The organism is Geodermatophilus sp. SYSU D00867 (assembly GCF_054050315.1).
In genome coordinates this window covers 34,656-49,816 of sequence record NZ_JBJGZC010000011.1, presented here as the reverse complement: position 1 = coordinate 49,816, position 15,161 = coordinate 34,656, and the positions used below count along the sequence as shown (strand labels likewise).

General features: G+C 76.3%; 18 protein-coding genes. 11 read left to right on the top strand and 7 right to left on the bottom strand.

Going from position 1 to position 15,161, the window contains the following annotated elements; translation table 11 throughout:
* Positions 1 to 42 precede the first annotated feature (42 nt).
* Positions 43 to 621, bottom strand: a complete 579-nt coding sequence (locus ACI8AK_RS12150; RefSeq protein ID WP_456956418.1) for a class I SAM-dependent methyltransferase — start codon at positions 619 to 621, stop codon at positions 43 to 45.
* A 59-nt stretch (positions 622 to 680) separates the two neighbouring features.
* On the opposite strand from ACI8AK_RS12150, the gene ACI8AK_RS12145 reads away from it, so the two are divergent.
* The 4 genes from ACI8AK_RS12145 to ACI8AK_RS12130 are packed head-to-tail and all read left to right on the top strand — an operon-like array spanning position 681 to position 3,993.
* Positions 681 to 1,211 (top strand): GNAT family N-acetyltransferase, encoded by a 531-nt coding sequence (locus ACI8AK_RS12145; RefSeq protein WP_387985837.1) that lies wholly within the window; start codon positions 681 to 683, stop codon positions 1,209 to 1,211.
* 32 nt (positions 1,212 to 1,243) lie between these two features.
* Positions 1,244 to 1,882 carry a hypothetical protein gene (locus tag ACI8AK_RS12140; protein ID WP_456956416.1) on the top strand — a complete coding sequence of 213 codons (639 nt, stop codon included), beginning with the start codon at positions 1,244 to 1,246 and terminating at the stop codon, positions 1,880 to 1,882.
* Between the two features lie 29 nt (positions 1,883 to 1,911).
* Positions 1,912 to 2,979 carry a winged helix DNA-binding domain-containing protein gene (locus tag ACI8AK_RS12135; protein WP_456956414.1) on the top strand — a complete coding sequence of 356 codons (1,068 nt, stop codon included), beginning with the start codon at positions 1,912 to 1,914 and terminating at the stop codon, positions 2,977 to 2,979.
* Between the two features lie 42 nt (positions 2,980 to 3,021).
* Positions 3,022 to 3,993 carry an aldo/keto reductase gene (locus tag ACI8AK_RS12130; protein WP_456956412.1) on the top strand — a complete coding sequence of 324 codons (972 nt, stop codon included), beginning with the start codon at positions 3,022 to 3,024 and terminating at the stop codon, positions 3,991 to 3,993.
* Here the strand turns inward: ACI8AK_RS12130 and ACI8AK_RS12125 are convergent.
* Positions 3,929 to 4,444, bottom strand: coding sequence for a DUF2127 domain-containing protein (locus ACI8AK_RS12125; RefSeq protein ID WP_456902850.1), 516 nt, complete (start codon positions 4,442 to 4,444; stop codon positions 3,929 to 3,931). The two genes, ACI8AK_RS12130 and ACI8AK_RS12125, sit on opposite strands and share 65 nt — an antisense overlap.
* 89 nt (positions 4,445 to 4,533) lie before the next feature.
* Here ACI8AK_RS12125 and ACI8AK_RS12120 point away from each other — a divergent pair, with 89 nt between their 5' ends.
* Positions 4,534 to 6,012, top strand: coding sequence for an FUSC family protein (locus tag ACI8AK_RS12120; protein ID WP_456902851.1), 1,479 nt, complete (start codon positions 4,534 to 4,536; stop codon positions 6,010 to 6,012).
* Here ACI8AK_RS12120 and ACI8AK_RS12115 read toward each other — a convergent pair.
* Together ACI8AK_RS12115 and ACI8AK_RS12110 are read right to left on the bottom strand one after the other, a co-directional pair.
* Positions 6,009 to 6,980, bottom strand: a complete 972-nt coding sequence (locus ACI8AK_RS12115) for an ABC transporter substrate-binding protein (protein WP_387985881.1) — start codon at positions 6,978 to 6,980, stop codon at positions 6,009 to 6,011. The two genes, ACI8AK_RS12120 and ACI8AK_RS12115, sit on opposite strands and share 4 nt — an antisense overlap.
* Positions 6,981 to 7,059: 79 nt before the next feature.
* Positions 7,060 to 7,506 (bottom strand): nitroreductase family deazaflavin-dependent oxidoreductase, encoded by a 447-nt coding sequence (locus ACI8AK_RS12110; protein ID WP_387985884.1) that lies wholly within the window; start codon positions 7,504 to 7,506, stop codon positions 7,060 to 7,062.
* Between the two features lie 50 nt (positions 7,507 to 7,556).
* Here ACI8AK_RS12110 and ACI8AK_RS12105 point away from each other — a divergent pair, with 50 nt between their 5' ends.
* Entirely contained in the window at positions 7,557 to 8,138 is a 582-nt protein-coding gene (locus tag ACI8AK_RS12105; RefSeq protein ID WP_456956410.1) for a dihydrofolate reductase family protein, read from the top strand.
* Between the two features lie 3 nt (positions 8,139 to 8,141).
* Here the strand turns inward: ACI8AK_RS12105 and ACI8AK_RS12100 are convergent, their stop codons facing one another.
* On the bottom strand, positions 8,142 to 9,365 hold the full coding sequence (locus tag ACI8AK_RS12100; RefSeq protein ID WP_387985888.1) for a glutathionylspermidine synthase family protein: 1,224 nt from the start codon (positions 9,363 to 9,365) through the stop codon (positions 8,142 to 8,144).
* Positions 9,366 to 9,746, bottom strand: coding sequence for a hypothetical protein (locus tag ACI8AK_RS12095; RefSeq protein ID WP_387985890.1), 381 nt, complete (start codon positions 9,744 to 9,746; stop codon positions 9,366 to 9,368). It lies immediately after the preceding gene.
* Positions 9,747 to 9,872: 126 nt separating this feature from the next.
* On the opposite strand from ACI8AK_RS12095, the gene ACI8AK_RS12090 reads away from it, so the two are divergent.
* From ACI8AK_RS12090 to ACI8AK_RS12080, 3 genes are all read left to right on the top strand, one after another.
* Entirely contained in the window at positions 9,873 to 10,718 is an 846-nt protein-coding gene (locus ACI8AK_RS12090) for a formate/nitrite transporter family protein (RefSeq protein WP_387985892.1), read from the top strand.
* A gap of 96 nt (positions 10,719 to 10,814) precedes the next feature.
* Positions 10,815 to 11,738, top strand: a complete 924-nt coding sequence (gene ypfJ, locus ACI8AK_RS12085; RefSeq protein ID WP_387985895.1) for a KPN_02809 family neutral zinc metallopeptidase — start codon at positions 10,815 to 10,817, stop codon at positions 11,736 to 11,738.
* A gap of 4 nt (positions 11,739 to 11,742) precedes the next feature.
* The gene (locus ACI8AK_RS12080; protein ID WP_387985898.1) at positions 11,743 to 12,537 is read left to right on the top strand and encodes an enoyl-CoA hydratase/isomerase family protein; all 795 of its coding nucleotides are present in this window, start codon (positions 11,743 to 11,745) and stop codon (positions 12,535 to 12,537) included.
* Positions 12,538 to 12,543: 6 nt separating this feature from the next.
* Here ACI8AK_RS12080 and ACI8AK_RS12075 read toward each other — a convergent pair whose 3' ends face one another.
* The gene (locus tag ACI8AK_RS12075; RefSeq protein WP_387985900.1) at positions 12,544 to 13,386 is read right to left on the bottom strand and encodes a siderophore-interacting protein; all 843 of its coding nucleotides are present in this window, start codon (positions 13,384 to 13,386) and stop codon (positions 12,544 to 12,546) included.
* A 301-nt stretch (positions 13,387 to 13,687) separates the two neighbouring features.
* On the opposite strand from ACI8AK_RS12075, the gene ACI8AK_RS12070 reads away from it, so the two are divergent.
* Both ACI8AK_RS12070 and ACI8AK_RS12065 read left to right on the top strand, forming a co-directional pair.
* Positions 13,688 to 14,542, top strand: coding sequence for an ATP synthase subunit B family protein (locus ACI8AK_RS12070; protein WP_387985903.1), 855 nt, complete (start codon positions 13,688 to 13,690; stop codon positions 14,540 to 14,542).
* 2 nt (positions 14,543 to 14,544) lie between these two features.
* Positions 14,545 to 15,132: a phage holin family protein gene (locus ACI8AK_RS12065; protein ID WP_387985905.1), complete on the top strand. Its 588-nt coding sequence runs from the start codon at positions 14,545 to 14,547 to the stop codon at positions 15,130 to 15,132.
* Positions 15,133 to 15,161: the final 29 nt, after the last annotated feature.

The window sequence follows — 15,161 nt, the reverse complement described above, 5'->3', positions numbered from 1 at the left end:
CGCGAGCGTGCGAGCGGCGAGGGGCAGGGGGTCCTCCCGGGTTCAGGCGGGCCGCCGTCCCCAGAGCAGGGTGTCCAGCGCCGTGCCGGCGGGCGTCTCCCGGCGGACCGGCTCGAGCCGGTCGACGGCGAGCAGGCCGGCGACCGGGGCCAGCCGCCGGGTGCTGTGCAGGATCGCCGGGTCCTGCGGCCCGCCGACGCCCGCGGTCACGTTCTCGGCGTCGTGCCCCAGCAGCAGGAACCGCCCGCCGGGGCGCAGCCAGCCGACGGCCCGGCGGAGCAGGTCGGTCATCGGCGGGTCCGGCAGGTGCAGGTAGGCGACCAGCACCAGGTCCAGGGAGGCGGGCGGCGCCGTCCAGGTGGTGACGTCGGCGGTCACCCAGGTGACCCGGTCGGCGTCCGGCTGCGCCTGCCCGCGGGCCAGGCCGGTGGCCGAGAAGTCGACGGCGGTCGCCCGCCATCCCCGCCGGGCGAGCCACAGCGCGTGCCGCCCCTCCCCCGCGGCCAGGTCGACGGCGTCGCCCGGCGGCAGGTCCGCCACGAGCGCCGCGACCAGCGGGTTGGGCTCCCCCGACCACTGCTGCCGCTCGGCGTAGCGCGCGTCCCAGTCCTCGGCCTGCACGGGCCGGAGTGTGGCAGCGACGACGTGCGCGCCGTCCGGGTCGGGGTCAGGGTGGGCGGGTGAGCACCCTCCGGCTGGTCCCCTTCGAGCCGGAGCACCTCCCCGCCGTCACGCCCTGGTTCGACGACGAGGCGACGCGGCGGCGGCTGGGCGGCCGCGAGTGGCCGGTGCGGGAGATGGCCCTGCGCGGCACGCGGTGGACCGAGGAGTTCCGCGGGCGCCGGGTGCTGCGCAGCCACTCGTTCGTCGCGCTCGACGACACCGGCCGCCCGGTCGCCCAGATCGGTGGGGACGTCTACGACCGGTGGACGACGTGGGACCCGGTGGCCGAGCGGGTCCTCGCGACCGACGGGCGCCGCACGATGGGCGTGGCCTACGTCGTCGACCCGGCGCGCCGGGGGCGCGGCCACGGCAGCGCCGCGCTGCGGGCGCTGGTCGCCGCGCCGGAGACCGCCGACGTCGAGCAGTTCGTCCTGGGCATCGAGCCGGACAACGCGGCGAGCCTGCGGGTGGCCGCCGCAGCCGGGTTCACCCCGCTGACCACGGAGCCCGACGCCGAGGACGTGGTCCACCTGCGCCTGGAGCGCTGACCGGCGCGGGTGCCGTGACCGAGGATGGCCCCGTGCCCGCACACGTCTCCGACCCCGACGACCTCGCGCTGCACGGCCCCCGGGTGCTGGGCTTCGCCTCCCCGGGGCGGATCGCCGACCGCTACGGGCTCGACCGCGACGAGGTCGAGGACCGCCTGCTCGAGCACGCCACCCGGGGCTGGGTCACCCACACCCGCTTCGCCGACAGCGCCGGGTGGTCGCTGACCGAGGCGGGCCGGGCCGAGGACGAGCGGCGGATGGGCGCGGAGCTGGAGCTGACCGGTGCACGGGACCTGGTCACCGAGGCCCACGGCCGGTTCGTCCCGCTGAACCGCCGGTTCGGGAAGGTGTGCACCGACTGGCAGCTGCGGCCGACCCGCACCGAGCCGATGGCCGCCAACGACCACACCGACTGGAGGTGGGACGAGCGCGTGCTCCGGGCGCTGGGGACGCTCGGCCGCGACCTGGCCGCGGTGACCGACCCCCTGGCCCGCTGCCTGCAGCGCCTGGACGGCTACGCCGACCGCTACGCCGCCGCGCTCGCCCGGGTCGACCACGGCGAGCGGCGCTGGGTGGACTCCCCCGAGGTCGACTCCTGCCACACGGTGTGGATCCAGCTGCACGAGGACCTGCTCGCCACGCTGGGGATCGAGCGCGGGCAGGACGCCTGACGGTCACCCCCTGCTGGCACCCTCCCGGCATGACCACGGTGACGCCCCGGGAGGTCGCGCTGCTGCGCCTGGTGGCCCAGCGGGTGGCCGGACCGCCGTTCCCCGAGGCCGCGGCGGCGGTGCGGGCGCTCGGCGCGGTGCAGGGCCAGGACCTGCCCGGCGCGCTGACGTCGGTGGCGCTGCGCACCGCCGGCCGCTCCCGGGCGGGGGTCACCGCGGCCCTCGACGCCGGCGACGTCGTCCGCTCCTGGCCGATGCGCGGGACGCTGCACCTGGTCGCCGCCGAGGACCTGCCCTGGATGCTCGAGCTGCTCGGCGGGCGGGTGCTGGCCGGCGCGGCGAAGCGGCGGGCGGTCGTCGGGCTGACCGAGGAGGACCTCGAGCGGTCGCGGGAGGCCGCCGTCGCCGCGCTGACCGGCGGGCGGCGGCTGGGCCGGCAGGCGCTGCTCGCCACCCTGGCCGACGCGGGCTGCGACGTCGCGGGCCAGAGGGGCTACCACACGCTCTGGTACCTCTCCCAGACCGGGACGCTGGTCCTCGGCCCCACCGACGACGGCGACCAGGCGTTCGTGCTGCTCGACGAGTGGGTGCCCGCGCCGCGCCGCCTGGAGCGCGAGGAGGCGCTGGCTGAGCTCGCGCTGCGGTTCTTCACCGGGCACGGGCCGGCCACCGTCGCGGACCTGGTGCGCTGGGCGGGCACGACGGTCCGGGACGCCCGCGCGGGCCTGGCGCCGGTGCGGGACCGGCTGGCGACGGTCGACGTCGGCGGCACCGAGGCGTACCTCGACCCGGAGACCCCGGAGCGGCTGGCCGCCTGCCGCGCCGACGCCGAGGGGCTGCACCTGCTGCCCGGCTTCGACGAGGTCGTCCTCGGCTACGCCGACCGCAGCTGCACGGTGCCGCCGGAGTTCGCCGAGCGGATCGTGCCCGGCGGCAACGGGGTGTTCCGGTCCACCGTGGTCTGCGGCGGGCAGGTGGTGGGCACGTGGCGGTGGACCGGCAGGGGCGCGAAGCCCGTCGCCGACGCCGAGCCGTTCACCGCCTTCCCCCCGGGCGTCGCCGAGCGCGTGCCGGAGCTGGCCGCCGCGCTCCCCTGACGCCGGGAGGCGACCACCGCGCCTCCGGGGAAGGGTGGGGGCATGGAGTACGTGCGCCTGGGTGCCACCGGCCTGGAGGTCTCGCGGATCTGCCTCGGGATGATGAGCTTCGGCGAGCCCGACCGCGGGATGACGCCGTGGAGCCTGCCCGAGGACGAGGCGATGCCGCTGATCCGGAAGGCGCTCGAGGCCGGCGTCACCTTCCTCGACACCGCCAACGTCTACTCGGCCGGCTCCAGCGAGGAGATCACCGGCAGGGCGATCCGCGAGTTCACCACCCGCGACGACGTCGTCCTGGCCACCAAGGTGCACGGCCGGATGCGCCCGGGCCCCAACGGCGGCGGGCTGTCGCGGGTGGCCGTCCTGCGCGAGCTGGAGGCGAGCCTGCGGCGGCTGCAGGTGGACCACGTCGACCTGTACCAGATCCACCGCTGGGACCCGGCCACGCCGATCGAGGAGACGCTGGAGGCGCTGGACTCGGCCGTCCGCAGCGGCAAGGTCCGGTACCTGGGCGCGAGCAGCATGTGGGCCTGGCAGTTCGCCAAGGCGCTGCACCTGGCCGGCGAGCGCGGCTGGCACCGGTTCGTGTCGATGCAGGACCACTACAACCTGCTCAACCGCGAGGAGGAGCGGGAGATGCTCCCGCTGTGCGCCGACCAGGGCATCGGCGTGATCCCGTGGAGCCCGCTGGCCCGCGGCCGGCTGACCCGCGACTGGGACGAGACGACGCACCGGTCGGAGAACGACGCGTTCGGCGGCCGCCTCTACGACGAGGCCAGCGACCGCGCGATCGTCGAGCGGGTGGCCGAGGTGGCCCGCGAGCGCGGCGTCCCGCGGGCGCGGGTGGCGCTGGCCTGGCTGCTGGCCAAGCCGGTGGTCACCGCGCCGATCGTCGGCGTCACCAGGGCCGCGCACCTCGACGACGCCGTCGCCGCCGTCGACCTGCGGCTCACCGACGAGGAGGTCGCCCGCCTGGAGGAGCCGTACCGCCCGCACGCCGTCGTCGGCTTCTGAGCCGCCGGTACTCGCGGAGCACGAGCGCGGTCAGCAGCAGGTCGAGGCCGCCCGCGGCCCACATCCCCCACGAGCCCCGGTCCACGGCCAGGTACACCTCGTAGCCGCCGAACGCCCCGAGCACGGCGGCGGCGACCGGGTAGGCGGGCAGCACCTCGCGCAGCAGCGCGGCGACGAGGCCCAGCTTCACCAGGCCGTGCAGGGTCAGGTAGACGACGGCGAAGGTGTGGGCGCCGCCGCTCAGCGCGGCCTCCCCGGCGGTGACGCGCTCGGCCAGCGCGCCGTCCGGGCTGCCGAGCAGGTGGTGCGCGACGACCCGGCGGGTCAGCCCGTCCAGCGCCCGCGGGCCGACGGCGAGCAGCGCCAGGCCCGCGAGCAGCTCGACCGCGCCGTCGAGTCCCTTGAGGAGCAGGGCGGCGCGCAGCAGCCGGTCGGTGGTCGTGCCGGGCATGGTCCCGGAGCCGGAGGGGGCGCGTCCAGGGACCGGGATCACGCCCGCGGCTCGCGGCCGGGCCCGCGGGGCACGGCCACGATGGGAGGGTGACCGCCGTCCGCCCGCTGCTCGGCCCGCCGGTCCCCCCGCTCCGGGCGCTGTGGCGGGCCGGCGGGCGCCGCGGGGTGACCGCGGCGGCCTGCCTGGTGCTGACCCTGGCCGCCGGCGTCGCGCTGGGGCGCCCGGACCTCGGCTCGGCGGCGGGCCTGGCGTCGTTCACCGCGGTCTACGGGCACGCGCTGCCCTACCGCCGCCGCGCGGGCGTGGTCGCCGTCGTCGCGGTGGTGCTCGTGGCCAGCAGCACCCTGGGCGCGCTGGCCGGCGGGCACCCGGTCGCGCTGGTGCTGGCCTGCGCGGCGCCGGCCGCCGCGGCCGCCGCGGCGAGCGTCGTCTGGCGGGTCGGCCCGCCCGGCCCGCTGGGCGTCGTCCTGGTGGCCGGCGGCTCCAGCGCGCTCGGCACCACGCCGGGCGGGCTCGGCGCGCACGCCCTCGCCGCCGCGGCCGGCGCGGCGCTGGCCTGGGCCGGCTGCATGCTGCCCTGGGTGTGGGACCCGGCCGGCCCCGAGCGCCGCGCCCTGGAGGCGGCCGAGTCCGCGGTGGGGAGGGCAGGGGTGGGCGGCCCACCGGCGGGCGCGGCCCGGGCGGTGCGCCTGGCCGACGTCGCGGTCCGCGGCGGCAGCGGCCGCGGCGACCGCCGGCTGCGCGCCCGCCTCGACGACGTCGAGCGGCGGTTCCTCGCCGCGCTGCCCGCCGCGCCCCCGCCCGCGACCGCCCCGCCCCTCGACCCGGCACCGCCGCGGTGGTGGCACGCCCCCGCGGCGGCGACCGCGCTGCGCCTCGGCGTCGGGTCGGCCGCCGCGGGGCTGGCCGCCGTCGCGCTCGGGCTGTCCAGCCCCTACTGGGCGGTGACGACGGCGGTCGCGGTGCAGCTGGGCACCGACGCCCGCGCCACCCGCACCCGGGGACTGCAACGCGCGGTCGGCACGGCCCTGGGCGTGCTGGTCGCGGGGGTGCTGGTCGCGCTGGACCCGCCGGTCGGCGTCGCGATCGCGCTGGCCGGGGTGCTGCAGCTGGCCGTCGAGCTGCTCGTCGCCGCGCAGTACGTGCTCGCCGTCTCCTGCATCACCCCGCTGGCGCTGCTGCTGGTGCACCTGGGCAACCCGACGCCCACCGCCGGGCACCTGGTGGTCGAGCGGCTGGCCGAGACCGGCGTCGGCGTCGCCGTCGCGCTGGCGGTCGGGCTGTCGCTGCTGCCGCGCGCGTCGAGCCGGCGGCTGCCCGCGGCGGTGCGGGAGGTGACCGCCGCGGCGGCCGCGGGCGACGACCGGCGGCTGCACGCCGCACTCGACCACCTGGCCGAGGTGTCGGCCGCCGCCCGGGCCGAGCTGCTGCCCACGCCGGCGCTCACCGCCCGGGTGCACGCCGCGCGGGTCGTGGCCGACCTGGGCTGGGGCCTGCTCGGCGCCCGCGCCCGCGGCGACGACGCCGTGGCCGCCGACCTCGGCCGCCGGCTCGCCGCGTCCTAGCCGGCCAGCCGGGGCGCGAGCTCCTCGAGGTCGTCGAGCACCAGCCCGGCGCCCAGCGGCCCGAGGCCGAGGAACCAGCGGTCGTCGTCCACCGCGACCGCGCGCCCCTCGGCGACCGCGGGGATCGACTGCCACAGCGGCCCGGCGGTGACCTGGTCGGCCGCCGTCGCGCCGTCGGCCCCGTAGGCGCCGTGGAAGAGCAGGTCGCCGTCGGCCTGGGTCACCTGCTCGGGCGAGACCTCGACGAAGGTCTCCGCCGTCCGCTGCAGCTCCGGCCGGGCGAAGCCGACGTCGGCCAGCACCGACCCGATGAACGAGCCCTCGCCGTAGAGGCGGATGACCGTGCCGTCGAGGAAGCGGGCGACGCTGACCTCGGTCTGCGCCGGGTCGCCGTAGAGGTCGCCGACCTCCTCGGCCCGCGCCGCGAACTCGTCGAGCAGGTCCTGCGCCCGCTCCTGGCGGCCGAGCGCCTCGCCGGCGAGCAGCAGGTTCTCCTGCCAGCTCTCCCCGATGGCCTCGGCGAACACCGTGGGGGCGATCTGCGCCAGCTGCCCGTAGACGTCGGCGTGCCGCACGGAGTTGGACAGGATGAGGTCCGGCTGCAGCGCCGCGATCGCCTCCAGGTCGGGCTCGGCGATCGTGCCGACGGCGGCGATGTCGGCGGGGTCGACGCCGGCCTCCGCCACGAACCCGGGCAGCTCGTCGCTGACGTCGGTGCGGACCGCGCCCACCGGGGTCACGCCGAGGGCGAGGGCGGCGTCGAGCTCACCGGTGTCGAGGACGACGACCCGCTCCGGGGTGCCGGCGACCTCGGTCTCCCCCATCGCGTGCTCGACCGTGCGCGTCTCCTCTGCGGGCGCCGCCTCGGCCACGGGGTCGGTGTCCCCGCACCCGGTCAGCAGCGCCGCCGCCAGCAGCCCGCCCGCCGTCGTCCCGGCGATCCGCCGGCCCGTCCTCACCAGGAGCACCGTCGCCCTCCTCCCGGCGCCGGACCACCCGGCGCCGGGAGTGAACTTAGGGCAGCCTTCCCTCAGTCGAGCGGGCGGGTCAGCCCTTCCGCTCGACCAGGAAGACGGGGATCTGGCGGTCGGTCTTCCGCTGGTAGTCGGCGTAGGGCGGGTAGGCGGCCACCGCGCGCTCCCACCACTCGGCCCTCTCCTCGCCGGTGATCTCGCGGGCGACGCCGTCCCAGGGCTCCGGGCCGTCCTGCACCGTCACCTGGTCGGGGTGCTTGCGCAGGTTGGCCACCCAGGCCGGGTCCTTCGGCGCCCCGCCCTGGGAGCCGACCATCGCGTAGACGCCGTCCTTCTCCACCCGCATGAGCGGCTGCTTGCGGACCTTCCCGGTCGTCGCCCCGCGGGTCGAGAAGACGACGACCGGCAGGCCGGTGTCGCGCAGCGTGTTGGCCTCGCGCCCGCCGGTCGCCTCGTAGCGCTCGACCTGGTCGCGGACCCACTGCTGCGTGCTCGGCTCGTACTCACCCTCCAGCGGCATGTCCCGACCGTAGGTCCGACGAGTCCGGGCCGCCCGGCCGGTCGTCCCTCGTGGAGACCCGACGGGAGGAGACCGGGACGGCACGGCTGGTGGTCACGCAGAACGTCACCGTCGACGGTGTGGTGGAGGCCGTCGACGACTGGTTCGCGCCGCAGGACGACGGTGTCGACGCCTCGGACCAGCTCGACGTCGTCCGGGAGCACATGGCCGGCGAGTCGGTGCTCCTGCTCGGCCGGCGCACGTTCGAGGACATGCGGTCGCACCGGCCGCACCAGGCCGGCGACACCACCGGCATCACCGCCCACCTCGACGCGGTGGAGAAGGCCGTCGTCTCGCGCACCCTCACCGACCCGGGCCGGGCGAACACCACGGTGCTGTCCGGGGACCCGGTCGAGGAGGTCCGCCGGCTGGTGGCCGGCCGGGACGGCGAGGTCGGGGTGACCGGCAGCATCACGCTGTGCCACGCGCTGATCGGCGCCGGGCTGCCCGACGAGCACCGGCTGTTCGTCCGCCCCCGCGTCCTCGGCCGCGGCCGGCGGCTGTTCCCCGACGGCGCCGACGTCCGGCTCGCCGCGACCGGCGCCCGCACCTTCGCCGGCGGGGTCACGCTGCTCACCCACCGGCCGGCGTGACGGTCAGCGGGCGTCCACGGTGTGCGGGACGAAGAAGCTCAGGTTGTCGGTGATCAGCCCGTCGCTCTCGCGGATGCCCAGGCCCGCGGGCTCGCCGTCGACCACCCAGGCGCCGAGCACCGGGTGGTGCGGCCCGTCGACGCCGGCGAAGTCCGGCAGCGGCGCGAACTCCTGGACGACGAACCCCTCGGTGCCGTACCGGCCGGGCATCGCGGTGACCACCTGCCCGCCGCGGACGACCTGCACGTTGGCGCCCTCGCGGCCCCACAGCGGCTTGCGCACGTAGTCCCGCCACGACGAGGGCATCTCGTCGGCGAAGTAGGCCGGCAGCAGGTACTGCCCGAGCACCGGGTCGCTGCCGAACAGCTGCCACAGCACCGGCAGCAGCGCCTTGGTGCTCCACAGCATCTTGTAGACCGGCTCGACCCACGTGGTACCGCCCGGCCGGGCGGCGTCGGCGAGGACGGCCGCGCCGAACTCGTCGTCGACCAGCCACTCCCAGGGGTAGAGCTTGAAGACGACGTCGAGGTGGCGGCCGGCGGGGTCGTAGAAGCGGCCGTCGCCGGAGTCCAGCGCGATGTCCTCGACCAGGACCTCGACCGCCTCGTAGCCGGCCTGGACGACGGTGTCCATGAGGTACGCGACGGTCATCCGGTCCTCGCCGGAGGTCTCCGCGCTGGTCCACGCCAGGTGCACCCGCGGCCGCACCCCGGTGCGCCGCTCCCAGCGGGTGAGGTTGCGCTGCCAGGCGGCGACCAGCCTCTCGTGCAGCGCGTTCCACTGGTCGCGGCCCTGCCCGGTGAACAGGTGCCAGTTCCACTGGGTCACCGCCGCCTCGACCAGGCCGGTCGGGGTGTCGGCGTTGAACTCCAGCAGCTTCGGCGGGCCCTCGCCGTCGTAGCGCAGGTCGAAGCGGCCGTACACGCTCGGCGGCTCGGCCTCCCACGAGGCGCGGATGCCGGACCGGGCGATCAGCGGGATGCCCATCCGGTCGAACAGGTCGTGCTCGATGACGTGGTCGCCGGCGGCGACGCACATCTCGAACAGCTGCGCGACGGCGCTCTCGAGCCGCTCGACCTCCGCGGCGGTGAAGTCGTAGAACGGGCCCTCGCGCCAGTAGCTGCGGACCTCACCGCCCGGCGTCGTCGTCCGGTTGTAGACCAGCCCCTGCGCCTCGACCTCGGCCTCCCAGCCGGGCCGGACGACGCCGCCCTCGACGCGCCGCACTCAGGAGCCCGACCCGCCGCCGACGCCCGAGCCGATGCCGCCGGTCACCCGCTGGCCGGCGGACACCTTGCCGGTGGCGGGCAGCCCGTAGCGCTGGCGGGCCGCGGTGTCGGTGGGGTTGACGCGGGTGCCGCCGGCGGGCAGCACCGTGCCGACCGGCAGGCCGGGACGGAAGGCGCCCAGGTAGAGGAAGAACAGGCCGCCGCCCCCGCGGTAGTCGTCGTCGCAGTAGTCGTCGTCGACGATTTCGCCGTCCTCGTTGGTGCAGTAGGCGACCTGCTCCTGCTCGTCGTCGGACCCGCAGCCGGCGAGGAAGCCGGTGGCGGCGGTGGCCAGCACCGTGGTGGTCAGGGCGCTGCGCACCCGGTTGCCGAACGCCATGGGCTCCTCCCCGTGAGATCGTCGGCCCGACCCTAGGCCCGACCTGCGGCGTCGGCGTCCCCGGGCGGCGCGGACGGAGCTGTTCCACTAGCGTCCCGGGACGAGCCCGCCGTCCCGGGAGGCGCGATGACCGCGAAGGAACCCGCCGAGGTCGCCAGGGTCGCCAGCGCGACCGGCGCCAAGAAGGTGCACCGCAGCTGGGACCGGGTGCTGGTGAGCGCCTTCCTCGCCGGCGCCTACATCTCCTTCGGCGCGCTCGTGGCGATCACCGTCTCCTCGGGCCTGTCCGCCGAGACGTGGGGCACGCTGCCGACGCTGTTCATGGGCGCGGCCTTCACCCTCGGCCTGGTGCTGGTGCTCATCGCGGGCTCCGACCTCGCGACCGGCAACATGATGCTGGTCCCGCTGGGCGCGATGAACGGCAAGATCACCGCCGGCGAGGTCCTCCGGAACCTGACGCTGGTGCTGTTCGGCAACCTGCTCGGCGCCCTGTTCGTCGCCTACTTCCTCGCCGTCTCCACCGGCGTGATCGGCGACCCGGACAGCACCGGCAGCGCGCAGCTGACCTTCACCCGGCTCGCGGAGATCGCCGACGGCAAGACCCACCACACCGCGTGGGAGACCTTCCTGCGGGGCGTCGGGTGCAATTGGCTGGTCTGCCTGGCGGTGTGGATGTCGCTGGCGTCCTCGAGCGTCGCGGGCAAGATCCTGGCGGTGTTCTTCCCGGTCATGGCGTTCGTCGCGATGGGGTTCGACCACGTCGTCGCCAACATGTTCTTCCTGCCGGCGGCGGTGTTCGCCGGCGTCGAGGGCGCGAACTGGGGCGACACCCTGACCAACTGGCTGCTGGCCGGTGCGGGCAACCTCGTCGGCGCGGTCGTCTTCGTCGGGACGTCGTACTGGTACCTGTTCCTGCGCGAGGACCGCGACGCCGCCCCGCGCACCGGCGCGGAGCCCGCCGAGCGCGCCTGACCCACCCCTCCCCTCCGCGGCTGACGCTCCGGTCGCGGAGCGCGGGGGCCGGTGGCACGGTCGGACGACGGCCAGGCACCGGGAGGACAGCAGCGGATGAGGTACAGGGAGGGCGGCGACCTCGACACGTCGTCGATCCAGGACCGGCGCGGGCGCGGCGGGGGCCTGGGCGGGGGCCGGGGGCTCGCGGTCGGCGGCGGCGGGATCGGCCTCGTCGGGCTCCTGGTCGTCGTGCTGTTCCAGGTCCTCGGCGGCGGCGGGGGCACCGCCGGGGCCGGGCTGGGCGCGCTGTCCGGCGGCCTGGGCGAGGGCGAGACGGCCGACAACAGCGCCCTCGAGCAGTCCTGCGACGACAGCGGCGACGCCAACACCTCCGTCGAGTGCGCCGTCGTCGCCGACGTCGACTCGATCCAGGACTACTGGTCGCAGGCGCTCGGCGCGGACTACGTCCCCACCGACACCGTGTTCTTCTCCGGTCAGGTGCAGACGCAGTGCGGCGGCGCCACCAGCGGCTCCGGGCCGTTCTACTGCCCGGCCGACCAGCTGGTCTACATCGACCTGACCTTCTTCGACACGCTGCGCAGCCAGTTCGGCGCCGAGGGCGGGGCCTTCCCCAACGCCTACGTGCTCGCCCACGAGTACGGCCACCACGTGCAGAACCTGCTCGGCGCCAACCGGCAGGTGACCCCGGGCGAGACCGGCCCGGCCAGCGGCACCGTGCGGCTGGAGCTGCAGGCCGACTGCTACGCCGGCGTGTGGGCCAACCACGCCGAGACGGTCCCCGACGAGTCCGGCGCACCCCTGATCGCCGAGATCACCCAGGACGACGTCGACCGGGCACTGGACACCGCCGGCCGCATCGGCGACGACTTCATCCAGGAGAACCTCGGCGGTGGCACCGTGGACCAGGACACCTTCACCCACGGCTCCTCCGAGCAGCGCCGGCGCTGGTTCCTGACCGGGTACGAGACCGGCGACCCGCGGCAGTGCGACACCTTCTCGACGGACGACCTGGGCTGAGCGCGTGACCTCGAACGACCCCGCCGACCACCTGCGCGTCGGCCGCGACGGCGCCGTCGCCGTGCTGACCATCGACCGCGCGGACAAGCGCAACGCGCTCACCGCCGGCATGTGGGCAGCGCTCCCCCGCGTGCTGGCCGGGCTGGCCGAGGACCCCTCCGTGCGGGTGCTCGTGCTCACCGGCGCCGGGACCACCTTCTGCGCCGGCGCCGACATCTCCGACCTGCTCGGCGGACCCGACACCGACGACCCCATGGCGCACCTGCGCCGCGACAACCTCGCCGCGCAGGCGGCGCTGCGGGACTTCCCGCGGCCGACGATCGCGATGATCCGCGGCCACTGCATCGGCGGCGGCGTCGAGCTGGCCACCTGCTGCGACCTGCGGTTCACCGACCCGACCGGCGTCTTCGGGGTCACCCCGGCCAAGGTCGGCATCGTGTACACGCCGACGTCGACCCGCCAGCTGATGCAGCTCGTGGGCCCGGCGACGACCCGCTACCTCCTGTACTCCGGGGAGCTGGTCGACGCCGAGACCGCGCTGCGCACCGGCCTGGTCGACCGGCTGCTGCCGGCCGGCGACCTGGCCGGCGAGGTGCGCCGGTTCGCCGGGGTGCTGGCCGGCCGCTCGGCGCTGACCCAGCACGCGGCCAAGGAGGTCACCGCCGCGCTGGCCGCGGGCGGCGACGGCGAGGAGGTGGCCCGCCGCTGGTACCGGGAGACCATCGCCGCCGGCGAGCTCGCCGAGGGCGTGGCCGCCTTCACCGAGCGGCGCACCCCGCGCTTCCCCTGGACGCCCTGAGGGGCGCTAGGCGACGCCGAGCCCCTGCTCCTCCGCCTCGACGGCGGCGTTCCACTCGCGCTTCTCCGCCTGCCAGCGGTCCTCGGTGCTCCCGACCCGCCAGTAGCCGGAGACCGACAGCCGCTCGCGCGGGGCGCCGAGCCCGGTGCGCACGAACCGGCGCAGCTCGCGGACGGCGCCGGCCTCGCCGTGCACGAACACGTGCACGTCGCCGTCGGGGAGGTCCGCCGCGACGACGGCCGCGACCAGCGCCACCCCGGGGGCCGCGCCGCGGTGCACCCAGGTCACCCGCACACCCGGGCCGGTGGCGAGGTCCTGCTCCTCCTCGGGCCCGGCCACCTCGACGAAGACCTCCGCCCGCGCCCCGGCGGGCAGGGCCTCCAGCGCGGCGGCGATCGCCGGCAGCGCGGTCTCGTCACCGGCCATGAGGTGCCAGGCGGCGTCGGCGGCCGGGCTGTAGGCGCCGCCGGGGCCGAACAGCTGCAGCGTGTCGCCGGGCCGGGCGGCCAGGGCCCAGGGGCCGGCCACGCCCTGGTCGCCGTGGACGACGAAGTCGACGGTCAGCTCCCCGGCCGCGGCGTCCCAGGAGCGGACCGTGTAGGTGCGCGTGGCGGGCCACTGCTCGCGCGGCAGGCGGGCCTGCACGTCGTCGAGGTCGAACGGGGCGGCGTAGGGCGCACCGGCCGGCGGGAAGAGCAGCTTGACGTAGGAGTCGGTGTGCTCGGGCGCGAAGCCGGACAGCCCCTCCCCGCCGAGGACGACGCGGACGACGTGCGGCGTCACGCGGCTGGTGCGCACGACGGTGCCGGTGCGGGGCGTCCGCCTGCGGCGCGGGGACTGGTCGGCCATGAGCTCTCCTCGGATCAGGGAAGGCTCACCTTACCTGCGCCGCCCGAGAGCCCGGCCGCCGTTTCGGACCCGTGCGTCCGGGTAGCCCGTGGCCTGCGGGAACGGCGACGCCGCCGGGCACGGACGCCCGGGCCGGCCGGCTCCCCGACCGCGTCTTCCCCACGGCTCACCGGGCCGGCGCCACGCATCGCCGGCCCTGCTCCACCCGCATCCGTCCCGGCGACGGCCGGCGCCGGGACGTGTGTGAGTGATCCATTTCTGGGTAGCGCCAGCCTCGACCGAGATCCACTCAGGAGGAACGATGACCCACTCCATCGACGCCCCCCTCCCGCCGCCGCCCTCCTCGGGCGCCACCGGCTACGGGGAGACGAGTACGACCTCGACCACCAGCTCGGGCTCGCCGTCGACCACCGACGTCGCCAAGGACGAGGCCCGCAACGTCGGCCAGACCGCGAAGGAGGCCGGCTCGCAGGTCGCCTCGACCGCCGCGGACCAGGCCAGGAACGTCGTCGCCGAGACCAAGCAGCAGGCGCAGAGCCTGGTCGAGCAGGGCCGCACCCAGGCCCGCCAGCAGGTCGTGTCGCAGCAGCAGAAGGCCGGCCAGAGCCTGTCGAGCCTGGCCGAGCAGCTGCGCGGCATGGTCGACGGCAACGCCCCGGCCCCCGGCCCCGCCCGCGACCTGATCCAGCAGGGCGCCGGCAAGGTCCAGGAGTTCGCGGACATGCTGCAGAACCGCGAGCCGGCCGACCTGCTCGAGGAGGTCCGCTCCTTCGCCCGCCGTCGGCCCGGCACCTTCCTGCTCGGCGCCGCCGTCGCCGGCGTCCTCGCCGGGCGGCTGACCAGCGGCGTCAAGGCCGCGCACAGCAACGGCTCCTCGTCCGGCTCGCAGCAGTTCGCCTCGACGCCGTCGTCCTCCACCACCGGCACCTACGTCGACCCGGCCCCGACCTACTCGGGCTACGAGTCGACCACCGGCTACGGGACGACCGGCGGCTACGAGACGACGACGGGCTCCTACGGCGAGCACGCCGCCACCCCCGGCACCCCGGTGCCGCCCCCGCCGTACGGCACGGTCCCGCCGGCCGGCAGCGTGGTGCCCCCGTCGGCGCCCGCCGGGTGGGACGACCCGACCCGCCGCCCGGGCCAGGGGGTCTGACCATGAGCTCCCCCTACTCCGGCGCCACGCCGGTGGGCGGCCAGGAGGGCTACCCCCCGGAGCCGCCGCAGGCGAACTACGCCGTGACCCCCGGCTACGAGCAGGGCTACGCCGGCCAGCAGGACTACGCGGGCCAGCAGGAGTACCCGACCCAGTCCTACGGGGCGCACGCCGGTGAGCGCGGCACCCCGATGACCGAGGCCGGCCGCCCCGACGTCGGCGGCACCTCCGTCGGCGAGCTCATCAGCGAGGTCACCACGGACCTCTCGGTGCTCATGCGCCAGGAGCTCGAGCTGGCCAAGGCCGAGCTCAAGGTCGAGGCCAAGAAGGCCGGCCAGGGCGCGGGCATGTTCGGCGCCGCGGGCTTCGCCGGCTACATGACGGTGCTGTTCCTCTCCTTCGCCCTGTGGTGGGCGCTGGAGAACGTGATGGACGCCGGCCTGGCCGCACTGATCGTGGCGGTCATCTGGGGCGTCATCGGGGCCGTCGCCTACGCCATGGGACGCAAGAAGTTCCGGCAGGTGAACCCGAAGCCCGAACGGACCGTGGACACCCTCCAGCAGGTCCCCGGCGCCCTCAAGCCCCACTGACCCTCGGCCCGCGACCCGACCGGTCAGGC